Raw genomic sequence first — 15,900 nt, forward strand, 5'->3', positions numbered from 1 at the left:
ACGGGCCGTACCTGGATGGGCACCGCCTTCGGTGGCGCCCGCGGCCGCACCGATGTGCCCAAGATCGTCGATTGGTACATGGATGGCAAGATCCAGATCGACCCGATGATCACCCACACCATGCCGCTCGAAGACATCAACAAGGGTTTCGAGCTGATGCATGGCGGCGAGAGCATCAGGAGCGTGGTGATCTACTGATCATCCGACACTTGCTCAGATTTTCGGAACGCGCCGAAGTATATCCGGCGCGTTTTTCATTGCATCCTCTGCGCGCTTGACTCCGCCCGGCCATAAGAACAAAATAAGAACAAATAGCAACTGCCGCAAGGAGGAGCTGCCATGGCGACATCGGCGGAGAGGTCTTTTCGTGCCGAAAGCAGAGCTCTGCGGCTATCATCTGTGCCAGCGCCGCGCTTTCTCTGCGCCTGTCGGGACTGCGCTTTCCGGCAAGAGGAAACGCGGCTCGCAGCTATGATTGCCGTAGAGGAACGAAAGACCACATCGCGGCCGGCCGGCCGGATATCGGTCTGCGAAGAGGCATGAACCGATGCGCCACGAACGGTCGATCCAATTGATCCCCGATGATCTCAGCCGCATCGACGCGGCTGCGCTGTACCAACTCAAGGCGGTGACACCGGAGGCTCTCGGCCAGTACGACGTTCTCGGCGGGCGATGCGCGCTTTGTAAGCACGAGGGAAGGATTGACCGGCAGGAGCTCGCACGCCGCCAGCCGGGCGTCAGCCTGATAGAACTGGAGCCTTCCCTCCTCTGCCGCCACTGCCGCAATAAGGGCAACAATAAATTCCTGGTCAGCCGGTTGCCGAGAGATTGAACCCGGATACAGGCCCATGCCACCGCAAATACGAAAAGCCGGGCGCGAGCCCGGCTTTTCGATCTGTTTCACCGGTCACCTGAAATCAGGCGGCTTCGGCAGCCTTCTCGGCCTCGACGCGTGCGTGGTCTGCAGCGCCCTTGGCGGAGACGTCGCGATCGACGAATTCGATCACGGCGAGCGGTGCGTTGTCGCCATGGCGGAAGCCGGCCTTCATGATGCGCAGGTAGCCGCCGTTGCGGTTGGCGTAGCGCGGCGCGATCGTGGCGAACAGGCGCGAGACGAGTTCAGCGCTGCCGACCTGCGAGATCGCCTGACGGCGGGCATGCAGGTCGCCGCGCTTGCCGAGCGTCACAAGCTTCTCGACGATCGGGCGGATTTCCTTCGCCTTCGGCAAAGTGGTGACGATCTGCTCATGTTCGATGAGCGAGGCCGCCATGTTCTTGAACATCGCCTTGCGGTGTTCAGCGGTTCTGTTGAGCTTGCGACCCGAATTTCCGTGGCGCATGGCTATACTCCTTTAAGTGCAGGTTCCTCTATTTCGGACCTGCCGTTTCCTGGCACAAGCAGGGACAAGTCCCTGCCGTTTGTCTGGGAAAAGGCAAGTCGTCCCTGCCTTTTTGTTGCTTAGTACTGGTCTTCGTAACGCTTGGCGAGCTCTTCGATGTTCTCTGGCGGCCAGGCCGGGACTTCCATACCGAGATGGAGGCCCATGGACGCGAGAACTTCCTTGATTTCGTTCAGCGACTTGCGACCAAAGTTCGGAGTGCGCAGCATTTCTGCTTCGGTCTTCTGAATGAGGTCGCCGATATAGACGATGTTGTCGTTTTTCAGGCAGTTTGCCGAGCGGACCGAGAGTTCCAGCTCGTCGACCTTCTTGAGCAGTGCCGGGTTGAAGGCGAGCTCGGTGATGGTCTCTTCCTCGGTCTCCTTCTGCGGCTCGTCGAAGTTGACGAACACGGAGAGCTGGTCCTGAAGAATACGGGCTGCGAACGCAACGGCGTCTTCGCCGGTAACCGAACCATCGGTTTCGATGGTCATGGTCAGCTTGTCATAGTCGAGAACCTGGCCTTCGCGGGTGTTTTCCACCTTGTAGGACACTTTCTTGACCGGCGAGAACAGGCTGTCGACCGGGATCAGACCGATCGGAGCATCTTCCGAACGGTTGCGATCGGCCGGCACGTAGCCCTTGCCGTTGGCGACGGTGAATTCCATGCGGATCTCGGCGCCCTCGTCGAGCGTGCAGATCACATGGCCCGGATTGAGGATTTCGATATCGCCGACCGTCTGGATGTCACCAGCGGTGACCTGGCCCGGGCCCTGCTTGCGCACGACCATGCGCTTGGAATCATCGCCGTCCATCTTGATGGCGATTTCCTTGATGTTGAGGACGATATCCGTAACGTCTTCGCGGACGCCCGGAATCGACGAGAATTCGTGCAGAACACCATCGATCTGCACGGCTGTGACGGCAGCGCCGCGCAGCGACGAGAGCAGAACGCGACGCAGCGCGTTGCCCAGCGTCAGGCCGAATCCACGCTCGAGCGGCTCGGCGACCAGCGTCGCCTTGGAGCGCGTCGACGAGGTGAATTCCACCTTGTTCGGCTTGATGAGTTCCTGCCAGTTCTTCTGGATCATGACTTTCGCCTTCCCTTCGTGCCACCATCCAATCGTGGCAATCGATATCGAGGATGTCGGACCGTGCATTCAGCCCAGTCCGTAGATACAAATATGATCAGACGCGGCGCTTCTTGCGCGGACGGCAACCGTTGTGCGGGATCGGCGTCACGTCACGGATCGAGGTGATGGTGAAGCCGGCAGCCTGCAGCGCGCGGAGAGCCGATTCACGACCCGAACCCGGACCGCAGACTTCGACTTCGAGCTGACGCATGCCGTGTTCCTGGGCCTTCTTGGCGCAATCTTCGGCAGCCATCTGGGCGGCGAACGGGGTCGACTTGCGCGAGCCCTTGAAACCCTTGGCGCCGGCGGACGACCAGGCAATCGCGTTGCCCTGCGCGTCGGTGATGGTGATCATGGTGTTGTTGAACGTCGAGTTCACATGGGCGACGCCCGACGAGATATTCTTGCGTTCGCGACGGCGAACGCGCGCAGCTTCCTGCTTAGCCATAAGTCTTCCTTCCGTTGATCTCTTCGCCGCCGTAATTCCAGCGGCTACACCTTCGATGCGAGCAGCTAAAGAGCGAGTAGCGAATAGAGGGCCACCCTATTCGCTACTCGCTTTTCGCTATTCGCGTCGAAATTACTTCTTCTTGCCGGCAATCGCCTTTGCCGGACCCTTGCGGGTGCGGGCATTGGTATGTGTGCGCTGACCGCGCACCGGCAGAGAGCGACGATGACGCAGGCCGCGATAGCTGCCGAGGTCCATCAGACGCTTGATATTCATCGAGGTTTCGCGACGCAGATCGCCTTCGACCCGATAGTCGCGGTCGATGGCTTCACGGATCTGCAGGATCTCGGCATCGGTCAGCTGGTGAACACGGCGTTCCGCCGGAATGCCAACCTTTTCGATGATTTCCTGAGCAAACTTCGGTCCAATCCCGTGAATGTACTGAAGAGCGATCACAACGCGCTTCTGAGTCGGGATGTTGACGCCAGCAATACGAGCCACGCCTGTTCTCCTTGCATTCCGGTTGCCATCCGGCAATCGGCTTCTTCGTTGCGCGACCGGCGGTGCGGTCACTTGTTTAAATTGCCGTTCGCTTCATATCAAAAGCGACCGAACGAGGTCTCCCCTGCGGGGAAATCCGCGCCGATCGCATTGTGTCTAGCGAGTTGGCGCAGTCTTTGGCGGAATCGCTTGAAAAAGTCAACTCCCGAGCCATTTTTTTTGATTAAAGCCCAGGTCAGGCTGAAACCAATATCTTTTCTATCTCGGCCGTCACATGGTCGATATCCGCCATGCCATCGACAGTCCTAAGTTCGCCTGTCTCGGCATAATAAGCCGAAAGCGGGGCCGTCTTCTCGCGATACTCGACGAGTCTCTTCTTGAACGCTTCCGGATTGTCATCCGAGCGAACCTTGCCGCCAGCGGCCACGGTCTCTGCGACGCGCGATTCGATGCGGCTCACCAAAGCCGCCTCATCCACCAGCAATTCGATCACTGCATCGAGTCGCAGGCCCTTGTCACTCAGCATCGTGCTCAGCGCCTTCGCCTGCGGCACCGTGCGCGGGAAGCCGTCGAGGATGAAGCCCTTTTTGCAGTCCGGCGCGTCAATGCGTTCGGAAACGATCTGATTGACGATCTCGTCGGACACGAGCTGACCGGCGTCCATCACGGCTTTCGCACGCTTGCCGACCTCGGTCTGCTCCGCGACGGCAGCACGCAACATATCGCCTGTCGACAGTTGCGGGATGCCGTTCTTTTCCGTCAGCCGCTTGGCCTGAGTACCCTTCCCCGCGCCCGGCGGCCCCAACAGAATTAATCGCATTATCCCCTCTTACCTCCCCGGAGCTTCGATTTTTTAATCAGGCCCTCATACTGCGTGGCAATCAGATGGCCTTGGATCTGTGCTACCGTATCAAGGGTAACGCTGACAACAATCAAAAGCGACGTACCACCAAGGTAGAATGGCACACCGGTCTGGGCAATGAGGATTTCCGGCAGGCTGCAGACGATGATCAGGTAGAGAGCGCCGATCACAGTGATGCGCGTGAGGACATAATCAATATATTCTGCGGTGCGTTCGCCCGGCCGGATACCTGGGATGAAGCCGCCATGCTTCTTCAGGTTATCGGCCGTATCCTTCGGATTGAAGACGATAGCCGTGTAGAAGAAGGCGAAGAAGGCAATCAGCCCGGCGTAGAAGACCATATAGAGCGGCTGTCCATGGCCGAGCGCCGCAACAATAGCCGTTGCCCAATCCGGCAGGTTGGCGCCGCCGGAGAAGCCAGCCAGCGTCGCCGGCAGGAGCAGCAGCGACGAAGCGAAAATAGCCGGGATAACGCCCGATGTGTTGAGCTTCAGCGGCAGATGCGACGTGTCGCCCTGAAACATTCGGTTGCCCACCTGGCGCTTCGGATACTGGATCAAAAGCCGACGTTGAGCGCGTTCGAAGAACACGATCATGGTGATCGCGGCGATCGCAACCACGGCAACAATCAGGATGACGGTCACCGACAGAGCGCCCGTACGGCTCATTTCGAGCGCGTGGCCCATCGCAGTCGGCAGATTGGCGACGATACCGGAGAAGATGATCAGCGAAATGCCGTTGCCGATGCCGCGTGAGGTGATCTGTTCACCGAGCCACATCAGGAACATAGTGCCGCCAAGCAGCGTGACGACGGTCGAGAAGCGGAAGAACCAACCGGGATCGACGACGATATGCTGACCCGCCTCCATGGATATGGCGATGCCATAAGCCTGCAGCGCACCCAGAATCACCGTGCCGTAGCGGGTGTACTGGTTGATCATCTTGCGGCCCTGCTCGCCCTCCTTCTTCAGCTGCTCGAGCGCAGGCACGACGGAGGTCATCAGCTGGACGATAATCGAAGCGGAGATATACGGCATGATGCCAAGGGCGAAAATCGCCATACGGCTCACGGCACCGCCGGAGAACATGTTGAACAGGCCAAGGATACCGCCCGACTGGCTGTCGAACGCCTTGGCGAACACGTCGAGGTCGATGCCCGGCAGCGGAATATAGGTGCCGAGGCGATAGACGAGCAGCGCACCGAGGGTGAACCACAGGCGCTTCTTCAAATCATCCGCTTTGGCAAATGTCGAGAAACTAAGATTGGATGCAAGCTGTTCCGCTGCAGAAGCCATGAAACTCTCCGCGAATCCGGTTCCTGATCAGGGACGACAGCCGGACTGGTAGGTCTGAAATTTACCGGAAGCGGGCAGCGTGAAGCTGTACACGGCCTCATCCCGGTCTACGGGTCGCGCAGACATCCGGCTGGCGGTGTCCACAATAGAGGCTCTCATATAGGAGCAAAAACGCCCGGTGTGAAGCACCGGGCGTTCAATTTCACGAGACTTACTCGGCAGCTGCCGAGAGCAGCTTGACGGCGCCGCCAGCCTTCTCGATCTTCTCGATCGCGGCCTTGGAGGCGCCGGCGACTTCGAAGGAAAGCTTGGTGGTGACTTCGCCATCGGCGAGCACGCGGACGCCGGCTTTGGCGCGCCGAATGACGCCGGCAGCCTTGAGCGTTTCGGCATCGACGGTCTTGGAAGCGTCGAGCTTCTTGGCATCGACTGCAGCCTGGACGCGGGCGAGCGAAACGACAACAAAGTCTTCACGGAAGATATTGTTGAAGCCGCGCTTCGGCAGACGACGATAGATCGGCATCTGGCCGCCTTCGAAGCCGTTGATGGCAACGCCGGAGCGTGCCTTCTGACCCTTGACGCCGCGGCCGCCGGTCTTGCCGGAGCCGGAGCCGATACCACGGCCCAGGCGCTTGCGGCGCTTGAGTGCGCCTTCGTTATCGGTCACTTCATTCAGTTTCATGGTCGTCTCTCCCGCCTTACTTGTCTTCGACGACACGAACCAGGTGGCTGACCGAAGCGATCATGCCACGCACGGACGGCGTGTCTTCGAGGGTACGGACGCGATGCATCTTGTTGAGGCCGAGGCCGATCAGCGTCTTCTGCTGCTTGTCGGGCCGGCGGGTCGGGCTACCGATCTGTTCGACGGTAACTGTCTTTGCTTCAGTTTTTTTGGCCATGGTCCGGCTCCTTATTCTTCAGCAGCAGCGACGCCGGCATGCTGACGACGAGCCTGAAGCGTCGCGTACTTGATGCCGCGCTGGGCCGCGACGTCCTTCGGATGCACCTGGTTCTTCAGGGCGTCGAAGGTGGCGCGCACCATGTTGTAGGGGTTCGACGAACCGGTCGACTTGGCAACGACGTCATGAACGCCGAGCGTTTCGAAGACGGCGCGCATCGGACCACCGGCGATGATTCCGGTACCGGCCGGAGCCGAACGCAGCAGAACCTTGCCGGCGCCGTGGCGGCCGGGAACGTCGTGATGCAGCGTGCGTCCATCGCGCAGCGGCACGAAGATCAGGTCGCGCTTGGCGGCTTCCGTAGCTTTGCGGATGGCTTCCGGCACTTCGCGCGCCTTGCCATGGCCAAAGCCGACGCGACCCTTCTGGTCACCGACGACGACGAGTGCTGCGAAACCGAAACGGCGGCCACCCTTGACCACCTTGGCAACGCGATTGATGGCAACGAGCTTATCGACGAATTCGCTATCGCGCTCTTCGCGGCTCTGACGGTCTTCGCGCGAAGACCTCTTTTCCTGTGCCATTGTCCTTTTCCTTATTTTTTTCCGGGTGCAATCGGCAATTTAAAGTGAGACCCCGGTATCCCCTGAAGGGACCGAGGTCCGGCTTGGTTGAAGCATAGGCTTCGGGGACAGACGCCCGGAAAACCGGGCGACCGATCAGAAGTTCAGGCCACCTTCGCGGGCAGCATCGGCAAGCGCCTTGATGCGGCCGTGATAGATGAACGAACCGCGGTCGAACACCACGTCCTTGACGCCAGCGGCGACAGCACGCTCGGCGACGAGCTTGCCAACGGCAGCGGCGGCCGCGATGTCGGCGCCGGTCTTCAGCGAAGAGCGCAGTGCCGTATCGAGCGTCGAGGCAGACGCCAGCGTCTTGCCGGCGACGTCATCGATGACCTGGACGTAGATATTCTTGGACGAACGATGCACGCTGAGACGCGGGCGACCATTGGCGACCTTCTTGAGCTGACGGCGGACGCGGCTCGCGCGGCGCACCATATTTTCTTTTGTGCTGGCCATTGTTCCGCTTCCTTACTTCTTCTTGCCTTCTTTGCGGACAATACGCTCGCCGGCGTATTTGACACCCTTGCCCTTATAGGGCTCGGGGCCGCGATATTCGCGGATTTCCGCTGCGACCTGGCCGACAATCTGCTTGTCGATGCCAGTGACGGTGATTTCCGTCGGCTTCGGCACCGTGATGCTGATGCCTTCCGGCGGCGAGTAGACCACATCATGCGAGAAGCCGAGCGAAAGCTGCAGGTTCTTGCCCTGCATGGCGGCCTTGTAACCAACGCCGTTGATTTCGAGCTTCTTTTCGTAGCCGTCCTTCACGCCCTTGAGCAGGTTGCTGATCATCGTGCGCGACATGCCCCACTTGGCGCGGGCATCCTTGCTTTCGTTGATCGGCGAAACCGCCACGGCGTTATCTTCGAGCTTGACGAGCACTTCGTCATTGACGACGAATTTGAGTTCGCCCTTCGGGCCCTTCACGGTCACCGTCTGTCCTTCGACAGCAGCGGTCACGCCAGCAGGAACCTGAACGGGCTTTTTACCGATACGAGACATATTTTCTACCTGTCTGTTCGCTATGCGAGAGCTATGCCGATCAGAAGATCGAGCAGAGCAACTCGCCACCAACGTTCTGTTCGCGAGCCTGGTGATCGGCCATCACGCCCTTCGGAGTCGAAAGGATCGAAATGCCGAGGCCGTTCGCGACCTGCGGAATGGACTTGACCGAGACATAGACCCGGCGGCCCGGCTTGGAGACGCGGTCGATCTTGCGAATGACCGGCGCACCTTCGTAGTACTTGAGTTCGATATTGATCTCGGACTTGCCGTTCTCAAAATCGGTCTTGGAATAACCGCGGATATAGCCTTCGGCCTGCAGCACGTCCAACACGCGGACACGCAGCGTCGAAGCCGGCGTGCTGACGGAGGACTTGCGGCGAGCAACGCCGTTGCGGATGCGGGTGAGCATATCACCCAACGGATCAGTCATGGACATCTGTTCGCCCTCCTTACCAGCTGGACTTCACAATGCCGGGGATCTGCCCGAAGTTGCCGAGCTGGCGGAGCGCCACGCGCGACATCTTGAGCTTCCGGTAGAAGGCGCGCGGACGGCCCGTAACTTCGCACCGATTACGGATGCGGGTCTTGGAACCATTGCGCGGCATCTCAGCCAGCTTGAGGGTTGCCCGGAACCTGTCTTCGATCGGCAGTTCGCGGTTCTGAATGGTGGCCTTCAGCTTGGCACGCTTGTTAGCCTGCTGGGCAACCAGTTTACGGCGGCGCTTGTTCTTTTCAACTGCGCTCGTTTTCGCCATTGGATAGTTCCTTTTTTACGCTCGTCGTTACGGTCAGGTACGGAACGGGAAGTTGAACTCTTTCAGAAGAGCCCGAGCTTCGTCGTCGGTCGAGGCCGTCGTGCAAACGATGATGTCCATGCCCCACATCTGATCAACCTTGTCGTAGTTGATTTCCGGGAACACGATGTGCTCCTTGATACCCATGGCGAAGTTGCCACGGCCATCAAAGCTCTTCGGATTCAGGCCGCGGAAGTCGCGAACGCGCGGCAGCGCGATGTTGACCAGGCGATCCATGAATTCATACATGCGGGTGCCGCGAAGGGTAACCTTGGCGCCGATCGGCATGTGCTCGCGGACCTTGAAGCCTGCGATGGAGTTGCGTGCCTTGGTGACGACCGGCTTCTGGCCGGCGATCGCGGCGAGGTCGGCAGCAGCCACGGTAGGCTTCTTGGAATCAGCCGTCGCTTCGCCCACGCCCATATTGATGACGATCTTGTCGACCTTCGGGATCATCATCTCGTTGGCGTAGCTGAACTGTTCCTGCATCGCAGCACGGACGCGGGACGTATATTCCTTTTTGAGCCGGGGCTCGTACTTAGCTTCAGCCATCGATGGACACTCCCGAACGCTTGGCCACGCGGACCTTCTTGTCGCCTTCGATCTTGAAACCGACGCGGGTCGGCTTGCCGTCCTTGGGGTCGGCGATCGCGATGTTCGACAGATGGATCGGGGCTTCCTTGCTGATGATACCAGCTTCCTGGGAAGCGGTCTGGCGCTGATGGCGCTTGACCACGTTGACGCCGCGCACAACAGCGCGGTCTTCCTTGGGCATGACCACGAGGACTTCGCCGGAGCGACCCTTGTCCTTGCCGGTCAGCACGACGACCTTGTCGCCTTTGCGAATCTTCTGCATCTCAGTCGTTCCTTTCGATCAGAGCACTTCGGGAGCCAGCGAGATGATCTTCATGTGGTTCTTGGCGCGAAGTTCGCGCGGAACCGGTCCGAAGATACGCGTGCCGATCGGCTCTTTCTTGTTGTCGATGAGAACGGCTGCATTGCTGTCGAAGCGGATAACGCTTCCATCCGGACGGCGGATGTCCTTGGCGGTGCGAACCACCACGGCCTTCATCACGTCGCCCTTCTTAACACGGCCGCGCGGGATGGCTTCCTTGATCGAAACGACGATCACGTCGCCGATCGAAGCGTATTTACGCTTGGAGCCGCCCAGCACCTTGATGCACATGACACGACGGGCGCCGGAATTATCCGCCACGTCGAGGTTTGTTTGCATCTGAATCATGTCAGGTCGCCTTCTTGTTATGACCGGACTGGTTGGACAAGATCATGCGATCCGATCCCCTGATCCGGCTTGAGAATCCAAGTTGCATTGGAATGGGCGCGTCATATAGAAAACTCGCCCAAAATCAAGTGATTTTCTAAAAGAGTTCACGCCCGGAAGACGATTCCGGGCGGGCGCTCATATCGCAGCGATGTAGTCGAGGCTCACTGATGAACCTGGACGACCCGCCAGCGCTTGTCCTTGGAGATCGGCGCGCATTCCTCGATGGAAACGATGTCGCCGGTCTTTACCGTGTTCTGTTCGTCATGTGCCTTGTACTTCTTCGAACGGCGGACCGTCTTCTGAAGCAGAGGATGGGCAAAGCGACGCTCGACGCGGACCACGATGGTCTTGTCGTTCTTGTCGCTGACGACGGTGCCCTGCAGAATGCGTTTCGGCATTTCTTATATCCTTCAAGCCTTGACGCCGGCCGCCTTCTGGCGGGCGATCGTCTTAATACGGGCAATGTCCTTGCGAACTTCGTTGATGCGGGCGGTCTTTTCGAGCTGACCGGTCGCCTTCTGGAAGCGCAGGTTGAACTGCTCCTTCTTCAGCTTGGCAAGTTCGTCATTCATCTGGTCGGCGCTCAGCGCGCGAACGTCGGACGATTTCATCTCAATCACTCCTTACTCGGCAATGCGCTGGATGAAGCGCGTCTTGACGGAGAGCTTGGCTGAACCGAGACGCAGAGCCTCGCGTGCCAGTTCTTCGCTGACACCGTCAATTTCGAACATCACACGGCCAGGCTTGACCTTGCATGCCCAATACTCAACGGAACCCTTGCCCTTGCCCATACGGACTTCAGTCGGCTTCTTGGTGACGGGAACGTCCGGGAACACGCGGATCCAGACGCGGCCGGCGCGCTTCATGTGACGGGTGATCGCGCGGCGGGCCGCTTCGATCTCGCGGGCATTCACCCGGTTCGGTTCCTGGGCCTTGAGCCCATATTCGCCGAAAGCCAAGTCAAAACCACCCTTGGCAACGCCATGGATACGGCCTTTGAACTGCTTGCGGAACTTCGTGCGCTTTGGCTGCAACATTTGTTATTCTCCGAAGTCTGCCGACGCTTTACGCGTTCTCGCGGCGACGGTTTTGGTTGCCGCCCTGGTTGTCACCTTCCACGGCACGACGCTCCGAGGCCATCGGATCGTGTTCAAGGATTTCGCCCTTGAAGATCCAGACCTTGATGCCGCACACGCCAAAGGCGGTGTGAGCTTCCGCAACGCCGTAGTCGATATCGGCGCGCAGGGTGTGAAGCGGAACGCGGCCTTCGCGGTACCATTCCGTACGGGCGATTTCCGCACCGCCGAGACGGCCGGCGCAAGTGATCTTGATGCCTTCGGCGCCAAGACGCATGGCCGACTGGACGGCGCGCTTCATCGCACGGCGGAAGGCCACGCGGCGCTCGAGCTGCTGGGCAATGCCCTGTGCAACCAGCGTCGAGTCGATTTCCGGCTTGCGCACTTCAACGATGTTGAGATGCGTCTCGGAGCGGGTCATCTCGGAAACCCGCTTGCGCAGCTTCTCGATGTCGGCGCCCTTCTTGCCGATGATCAGACCCGGACGGGCCGAGTGGATCGTGACGCGGCACTTCTTGTGCGGACGCTCGATCACCACCTTGGCAATGCCGGCGGCCTTCAGTTCACTCATGAGAGTGTTGCGGATCGCAAGGTCCTCATGCAGCAGCTGGCCATATTCGGCGTTGTCGGCGAACCAGCGGCTGTCCCAGGTCCGGTTGATGCCCAGACGGAAGCCGATCGGATTGATTTTCTGACCCATTATGCGGCCTCCTTCTCGGCAACTTCGCGGACGACGATCGTCAGGTGAGCGAAGGGACGCTCGATGCGGGATGCACGGCCGCGGCCACGAGCGTGGAAACGCTTYATGACGATCGACTTGCCCACATAGGCTTCCGCGACGATCAGCGAGTCAACGTCGAGGTCGTGGTTGTTTTCCGCGTTGGCGATCGCCGATTCCAGCGTCTTCTTGACGGTCTCGGAAATCCGCTTGCGCGAGAATTCGAGTTCGGCAAGCGCCTTGTCGACCTTCTTGCCGCGGATCAGCGCAGCAACCAGGTTGAGCTTCTGCGGGCTGACCCGGATCGTGCGGGCAACGGCCTGAGCCTCGTTGTCCTTGAGCCGGCGTTCTGTCTTAGCCTTGCCCATGATTACTTCCTCTTCGCCTTCTTGTCCGCGCCGTGACCGTAATAGGTCCGGGTCGGGGAGAATTCGCCGAACTTGTGGCCGACCATTTCTTCGTTGACCGACACCGGCACATGCTTGTTGCCGTTGTAGACGCCGAACGTCAGACCGACGAACTGCGGAAGAATGGTGGAGCGGCGGCTCCACATCTTGATCACTTCACTGCGACCGCCTGCACGCACCTTCTCAGCTTTCTTGAGAAGATAGCCGTCGACAAACGGGCCTTTCCAAACTGAACGAGCCATTCTATGACTTCCTCTTTCTCAATTAACGCTTGTGGCGCGAGCGCATGATGAACTTGTCGGTCGACTTGTTCGAACGGGTGCGCTTGCCCTTGGTCGGCTTGCCCCAGGGGGTCACCGGATGGCGACCACCGGAGGTGCGGCCTTCACCACCGCCGTGCGGATGGTCGACCGGGTTCATGGCGACGCCGCGAACATGCGGGCGCTTGCCCTTCCAGATCGACCGGCCGGCCTTGCCGTCATTGGTGTTGATGTGGTCCGCATTGGACACTGCACCGATCGACGCCATGCAGAGGCCCGAAACGAGGCGCTGTTCACCGGAGGCCAGGCGAAGGATCGCCATGCCCTGGTCGCGGCCGACGAGCTGCACGTAAGTGCCGGCGGAGCGGGCCATCTGGCCACCCTTGCCGGGCTTCATTTCCACATTGTGGACGATGGAGCCGACCGGGATGAACTGCAGCGGCATCGCATTGCCGGGCTTGACGTCGGCGCCCTTCTGCGAAGCGATCACCTTGTCGCCGGCAGCAAGACGCTGCGGCGCCAGGATGTAAGAGAGCTCACCATCGCTATACTTGATAAGAGCGATGAAAGCGGTGCGGTTCGGGTCATATTCCAGGCGCTCGACCGTGGCTTCGACGTCGAACTTGCGACGCTTGAAGTCGACCAGGCGATAGGAACGCTTGTGACCACCGCCCTGATAGCGGGCAGTGACGCGACCGAGATTGTTACGGCCACCCTTGGAATTCAGACCTTCGGTCAGCGACTTGACCGGCTTGCCCTTGTGCAGGCCGGAACGGTCGACGATGACCAGCTGGCGCTGGCTCGGCGTTACCGGGTTGAAAGTTTTCAATGCCATTGTCTTATTCCTCAGAGACCGGTGGTCACGTCGAGTGTCTGGCCTTCGACCAGCGTCACGACGGCCTTCTTGACGTCCTGCTGCGTGCCGATCGTGGTCTTGAACCGCTTCGTCTTGCCCTTGCGGACCAGCGTGTTGACGGCCTTGACCTTGACGCCGAAGAGGGCTTCGACGGCAGCCTTGATTTCCGGCTTGGAAGCGTCCAGCGCAACGTTGAAAACAACCTGGTTGTTTTCGGAAACGAAGGTCGACTTTTCGGTAATCGCCGGGGTGCGGATTACGTCGTAGTGGCGAAGATCAGTCATTTGAACCGCTCCTCCAGAGCTTCAACCGCAGCCTTGGACAGCACGAGCGTGTTGCGGCGCAGAATGTCATAAACGTTGATGCCCTGAACCGGCAGAACGTCCACGTTCGGGATGTTCTGGGCGGCGAGCTTGAAGTTGGCGTCGAGCTCGGCGCCGCCGATGAACAGCGCATTGGTGAGGCCGAGGCCGGCAAACGCACCGATGAGCGACTTGGTCTTGGCTTCCGCCGCCACCAGATCATCGACGATGATCACTTCCGAAGCCTTGATCTTGGCAGACAGGGCGTGACGGAGCGCCAGAGCGCGGATCTTCTTCGGCAGGTCGTGCTCATAGGAGCGGACCACCGGGCCATGCGCGCGACCACCGCCACGGAACTGGGGTGCACGAGCCGAATGGTGGCGGGCGCGGCCCGTACCCTTCTGCTTGTACATCTTCTTGCCGGTGCGGGCGATTTCGGCGCGCGTCTTGGTGCGATGCGTGCCCTGCGTCTTCTTGGCGAGCTGGTAGCGCACCATGCGGGCAATGATGTCTTCGCGCGGATCGAGGCCGAAAATCTCATCCGAGAGAGAGATCGTGCCGGCGTCCTTGCCTTCGAGTGTCTTGATTGCGAGATCCATCACGGCCCCCTTACTTCGCTGCGCGGACGCCAGCCGGACGCGGAGCGTCGGCCGGGACACCCGACTTGATGGCGTCGCGGACGAGGATCCACGAACCCTTGGAACCGGGGACTGCGCCGCGAACCAGGATCAGGCCGCGATCGTCATCGGTCGAGACGACTTCGAGGTTCTGCGTGGTGACGCGCGTCTGACCCATGTGGCCGGCCATCTTCTTGTTCTTGAAGACCTTGCCCGGATCCTGGCGGTTACCAGTCGAACCATGCGAACGGTGAGAGACGGACACGCCGTGCGTGGCGCGCAGACCGCCGAAATTGTGGCGCTTCATAGCACCCTGAAAACCCTTACCGACCGAGGTGCCGGTCACATCGACCAACTGGCCTGCGATGAAATGGCTGGCAGCCAGTTCCGTGCCGACGTCGAGCATGTTGTCGGCCGAGACGCGGAATTCGGCCAGCTTGGCCTTCGGCTCGACCTGGGCGACAGCAAAGCTGCCGCGGGAAGCCTTCGACACGTTCTTGACCTTGGCCACGCCGACGCCGAGCTGAACGGCGGTATAGCCGTTCTTCTCTTCCGTGCGCTGGGCCACCACCTGGCAGCTTTCCATGCGCAACACCGTGACGGGAACATGCTCGCCGGCATCTGTGTAGATGCGGGTCATGCCCAGTTTCTGTGCAATTACACCTGAACGCATTGGTTCGTCCTCTTGAGAGTTCCTGACGGGGCAAGCCCCTTCACGCCTCTTGTTTAAAGATTCCCTCAGGCATCACTGCCTTGGGGTTTCCGGTTTGGAAGCCGTTGGCTTGCGCCACGTACCTTCCTTGTTATTGGCTCACGCCAGGCTCTTCGTCAGAGCTTGATCTCGACGTCCACACCGGCAGCGAGATCGAGCTTCATCAGCGCGTCAACGGTCTGCGGGGTCGGATCGACGATATCGAGAAGACGCTTATGAGTGCGCATCTCGAATTGTTCGCGGCTCTTCTTGTCCACATGCGGCGAGCGGTTGACAGTGAAGCGCTCGATGCGGGTCGGCAGCGGCACCGGACCACGAACCTGCGCACCGGTGCGCTTGGCGGTCGACACGATTTCGCGCGTGGAGGCATCGAGGATCCGGTGATCAAACGCCTTCAGGCGGATGCGGATGTTCTGGCCGTTCATTCGACTAGTCCTTGAATGTCTTGTCCGATTGACGGACAGCGTTCTTGTTCTTCTATAAATGAGGCAGGGACAAACGCCCCTGCCCGCATTCACGTCAATCGATTACTCGACGATGGAGGCGACGATGCCGGCGCCGACGGTACGGCCGCCTTCGCGGATAGCGAAGCGCAGCTTCTCTTCCATCGCGATCGGAACGATCAGCTCGACGTCAACGGCCACGTTGTCGCCCGGCATGACCATTTCCGTGCCTTCCGGAAGCGTGACGATGCCCGTCACGTCCGTCGTGCGGAAATAGAACTG

Annotated in this window: 29 protein-coding genes and 1 pseudogene; 2 read left to right on the forward strand and 28 right to left on the reverse strand. The window is 59.9% G+C overall.

Annotated features, from left to right (window positions below; genetic code table 11):
* Positions 1-198: pseudogene (locus tag AC1D06_RS37690) on the forward strand (S-(hydroxymethyl)glutathione dehydrogenase); the annotation flags it as partial.
* A gap of 349 nt (positions 199-547) precedes the next feature.
* Positions 548-832 carry a hypothetical protein gene (locus AC1D06_RS37695; protein WP_477883496.1) on the forward strand — a complete coding sequence of 95 codons (285 nt, stop codon included), beginning with the start codon at positions 548-550 and terminating at the stop codon, positions 830-832.
* 85 nt (positions 833-917) lie between these two features.
* Here AC1D06_RS37695 and rplQ read toward each other — a convergent pair whose 3' ends face one another.
* The 28 genes from rplQ to AC1D06_RS37835 form a co-directional block, all read right to left on the reverse strand.
* The gene (gene rplQ, locus AC1D06_RS37700; RefSeq protein ID WP_477883494.1) at positions 918-1,340 is read right to left on the reverse strand and encodes a 50S ribosomal protein L17; all 423 of its coding nucleotides are present in this window, start codon (positions 1,338-1,340) and stop codon (positions 918-920) included.
* Between the two features lie 119 nt (positions 1,341-1,459).
* On the reverse strand, positions 1,460-2,470 hold the full coding sequence (locus AC1D06_RS37705; RefSeq protein WP_477883492.1) for a DNA-directed RNA polymerase subunit alpha: 1,011 nt from the start codon (positions 2,468-2,470) through the stop codon (positions 1,460-1,462).
* Between the two features lie 97 nt (positions 2,471-2,567).
* Entirely contained in the window at positions 2,568-2,960 is a 393-nt protein-coding gene (rpsK, locus tag AC1D06_RS37710) for a 30S ribosomal protein S11 (protein ID WP_477883490.1), read from the reverse strand.
* A gap of 132 nt (positions 2,961-3,092) precedes the next feature.
* Positions 3,093-3,461 carry a 30S ribosomal protein S13 gene (gene rpsM / locus AC1D06_RS37715; protein WP_477990745.1) on the reverse strand — a complete coding sequence of 123 codons (369 nt, stop codon included), beginning with the start codon at positions 3,459-3,461 and terminating at the stop codon, positions 3,093-3,095.
* A gap of 235 nt (positions 3,462-3,696) precedes the next feature.
* Positions 3,697-4,281, reverse strand: a complete 585-nt coding sequence (locus AC1D06_RS37720; protein ID WP_477883488.1) for an adenylate kinase — start codon at positions 4,279-4,281, stop codon at positions 3,697-3,699.
* Positions 4,281-5,618 (reverse strand): preprotein translocase subunit SecY, encoded by a 1,338-nt coding sequence (gene secY, locus AC1D06_RS37725; protein WP_477883486.1) that lies wholly within the window; start codon positions 5,616-5,618, stop codon positions 4,281-4,283. The genes AC1D06_RS37720 and secY overlap by 1 nt, the downstream gene beginning before the upstream one ends.
* A gap of 211 nt (positions 5,619-5,829) precedes the next feature.
* Positions 5,830-6,300, reverse strand: coding sequence for a 50S ribosomal protein L15 (gene rplO / locus AC1D06_RS37730; protein ID WP_477883484.1), 471 nt, complete (start codon positions 6,298-6,300; stop codon positions 5,830-5,832).
* A gap of 16 nt (positions 6,301-6,316) precedes the next feature.
* Positions 6,317-6,517 carry a 50S ribosomal protein L30 gene (gene rpmD / locus AC1D06_RS37735; RefSeq protein WP_477883483.1) on the reverse strand — a complete coding sequence of 67 codons (201 nt, stop codon included), beginning with the start codon at positions 6,515-6,517 and terminating at the stop codon, positions 6,317-6,319.
* Between the two features lie 11 nt (positions 6,518-6,528).
* Positions 6,529-7,101: a 30S ribosomal protein S5 gene (gene rpsE, locus AC1D06_RS37740; RefSeq protein ID WP_477883482.1), complete on the reverse strand. Its 573-nt coding sequence runs from the start codon at positions 7,099-7,101 to the stop codon at positions 6,529-6,531.
* Between the two features lie 135 nt (positions 7,102-7,236).
* Positions 7,237-7,599, reverse strand: a complete 363-nt coding sequence (rplR, locus tag AC1D06_RS37745) for a 50S ribosomal protein L18 (RefSeq protein ID WP_477883481.1) — start codon at positions 7,597-7,599, stop codon at positions 7,237-7,239.
* A gap of 12 nt (positions 7,600-7,611) precedes the next feature.
* Positions 7,612-8,145 carry a 50S ribosomal protein L6 gene (gene rplF / locus AC1D06_RS37750; protein ID WP_477883479.1) on the reverse strand — a complete coding sequence of 178 codons (534 nt, stop codon included), beginning with the start codon at positions 8,143-8,145 and terminating at the stop codon, positions 7,612-7,614.
* 40 nt (positions 8,146-8,185) lie between these two features.
* Positions 8,186-8,584, reverse strand: a complete 399-nt coding sequence (gene rpsH / locus AC1D06_RS37755) for a 30S ribosomal protein S8 (RefSeq protein WP_477883477.1) — start codon at positions 8,582-8,584, stop codon at positions 8,186-8,188.
* Between the two features lie 13 nt (positions 8,585-8,597).
* Positions 8,598-8,903: a 30S ribosomal protein S14 gene (rpsN, locus tag AC1D06_RS37760; RefSeq protein ID WP_477883474.1), complete on the reverse strand. Its 306-nt coding sequence runs from the start codon at positions 8,901-8,903 to the stop codon at positions 8,598-8,600.
* 33 nt (positions 8,904-8,936) lie between these two features.
* A complete protein-coding gene (rplE, locus tag AC1D06_RS37765; RefSeq protein ID WP_477883472.1) occupies positions 8,937-9,494 on the reverse strand; it encodes a 50S ribosomal protein L5 in 558 nt (185 codons plus the stop codon).
* Complete coding sequence (gene rplX, locus AC1D06_RS37770) at positions 9,487-9,798, reverse strand: 50S ribosomal protein L24 (protein ID WP_477883470.1); 312 nt, start codon at positions 9,796-9,798, stop codon at positions 9,487-9,489. Before rplX ends, rplE begins: the two co-directional genes overlap by 8 nt.
* A gap of 18 nt (positions 9,799-9,816) precedes the next feature.
* Positions 9,817-10,185, reverse strand: coding sequence for a 50S ribosomal protein L14 (gene rplN / locus AC1D06_RS37775; RefSeq protein WP_201663652.1), 369 nt, complete (start codon positions 10,183-10,185; stop codon positions 9,817-9,819).
* 203 nt (positions 10,186-10,388) lie between these two features.
* Positions 10,389-10,625, reverse strand: a complete 237-nt coding sequence (gene rpsQ, locus AC1D06_RS37780) for a 30S ribosomal protein S17 (protein ID WP_477883467.1) — start codon at positions 10,623-10,625, stop codon at positions 10,389-10,391.
* 12 nt (positions 10,626-10,637) lie between these two features.
* Complete coding sequence (gene rpmC / locus AC1D06_RS37785) at positions 10,638-10,838, reverse strand: 50S ribosomal protein L29 (RefSeq protein WP_477883465.1); 201 nt, start codon at positions 10,836-10,838, stop codon at positions 10,638-10,640.
* A 12-nt stretch (positions 10,839-10,850) separates the two neighbouring features.
* Complete coding sequence (rplP, locus tag AC1D06_RS37790) at positions 10,851-11,264, reverse strand: 50S ribosomal protein L16 (protein WP_477883463.1); 414 nt, start codon at positions 11,262-11,264, stop codon at positions 10,851-10,853.
* 28 nt (positions 11,265-11,292) lie between these two features.
* Positions 11,293-12,003, reverse strand: coding sequence for a 30S ribosomal protein S3 (gene rpsC / locus AC1D06_RS37795; RefSeq protein WP_477883461.1), 711 nt, complete (start codon positions 12,001-12,003; stop codon positions 11,293-11,295).
* Entirely contained in the window at positions 12,003-12,389 is a 387-nt protein-coding gene (gene rplV / locus AC1D06_RS37800) for a 50S ribosomal protein L22 (RefSeq protein ID WP_477990743.1), read from the reverse strand. Before rplV ends, rpsC begins: the two co-directional genes overlap by 1 nt.
* 2 nt (positions 12,390-12,391) lie before the next feature.
* On the reverse strand, positions 12,392-12,670 hold the full coding sequence (rpsS, locus tag AC1D06_RS37805) for a 30S ribosomal protein S19 (protein ID WP_477883458.1): 279 nt from the start codon (positions 12,668-12,670) through the stop codon (positions 12,392-12,394).
* Between the two features lie 22 nt (positions 12,671-12,692).
* Positions 12,693-13,523, reverse strand: coding sequence for a 50S ribosomal protein L2 (gene rplB, locus AC1D06_RS37810; RefSeq protein ID WP_477883456.1), 831 nt, complete (start codon positions 13,521-13,523; stop codon positions 12,693-12,695).
* Between the two features lie 11 nt (positions 13,524-13,534).
* A complete protein-coding gene (locus AC1D06_RS37815; protein WP_477883454.1) occupies positions 13,535-13,828 on the reverse strand; it encodes a 50S ribosomal protein L23 in 294 nt (97 codons plus the stop codon).
* Positions 13,825-14,445 (reverse strand): 50S ribosomal protein L4, encoded by a 621-nt coding sequence (gene rplD / locus AC1D06_RS37820; RefSeq protein WP_477883453.1) that lies wholly within the window; start codon positions 14,443-14,445, stop codon positions 13,825-13,827. Before rplD ends, AC1D06_RS37815 begins: the two co-directional genes overlap by 4 nt.
* 10 nt (positions 14,446-14,455) lie before the next feature.
* Positions 14,456-15,136: a 50S ribosomal protein L3 gene (gene rplC, locus AC1D06_RS37825; protein ID WP_477883451.1), complete on the reverse strand. Its 681-nt coding sequence runs from the start codon at positions 15,134-15,136 to the stop codon at positions 14,456-14,458.
* A gap of 155 nt (positions 15,137-15,291) precedes the next feature.
* Complete coding sequence (gene rpsJ / locus AC1D06_RS37830) at positions 15,292-15,600, reverse strand: 30S ribosomal protein S10 (protein WP_137156080.1); 309 nt, start codon at positions 15,598-15,600, stop codon at positions 15,292-15,294.
* Between the two features lie 102 nt (positions 15,601-15,702).
* Positions 15,703-15,900, reverse strand: a 198-nt coding sequence (locus AC1D06_RS37835) for an EF-Tu C-terminal domain-related protein (RefSeq protein WP_477990744.1), incomplete at its 5' end; no start/stop codon positions are given.

Source organism: Rhizobium sp. P2_G2, assembly GCF_056403555.1.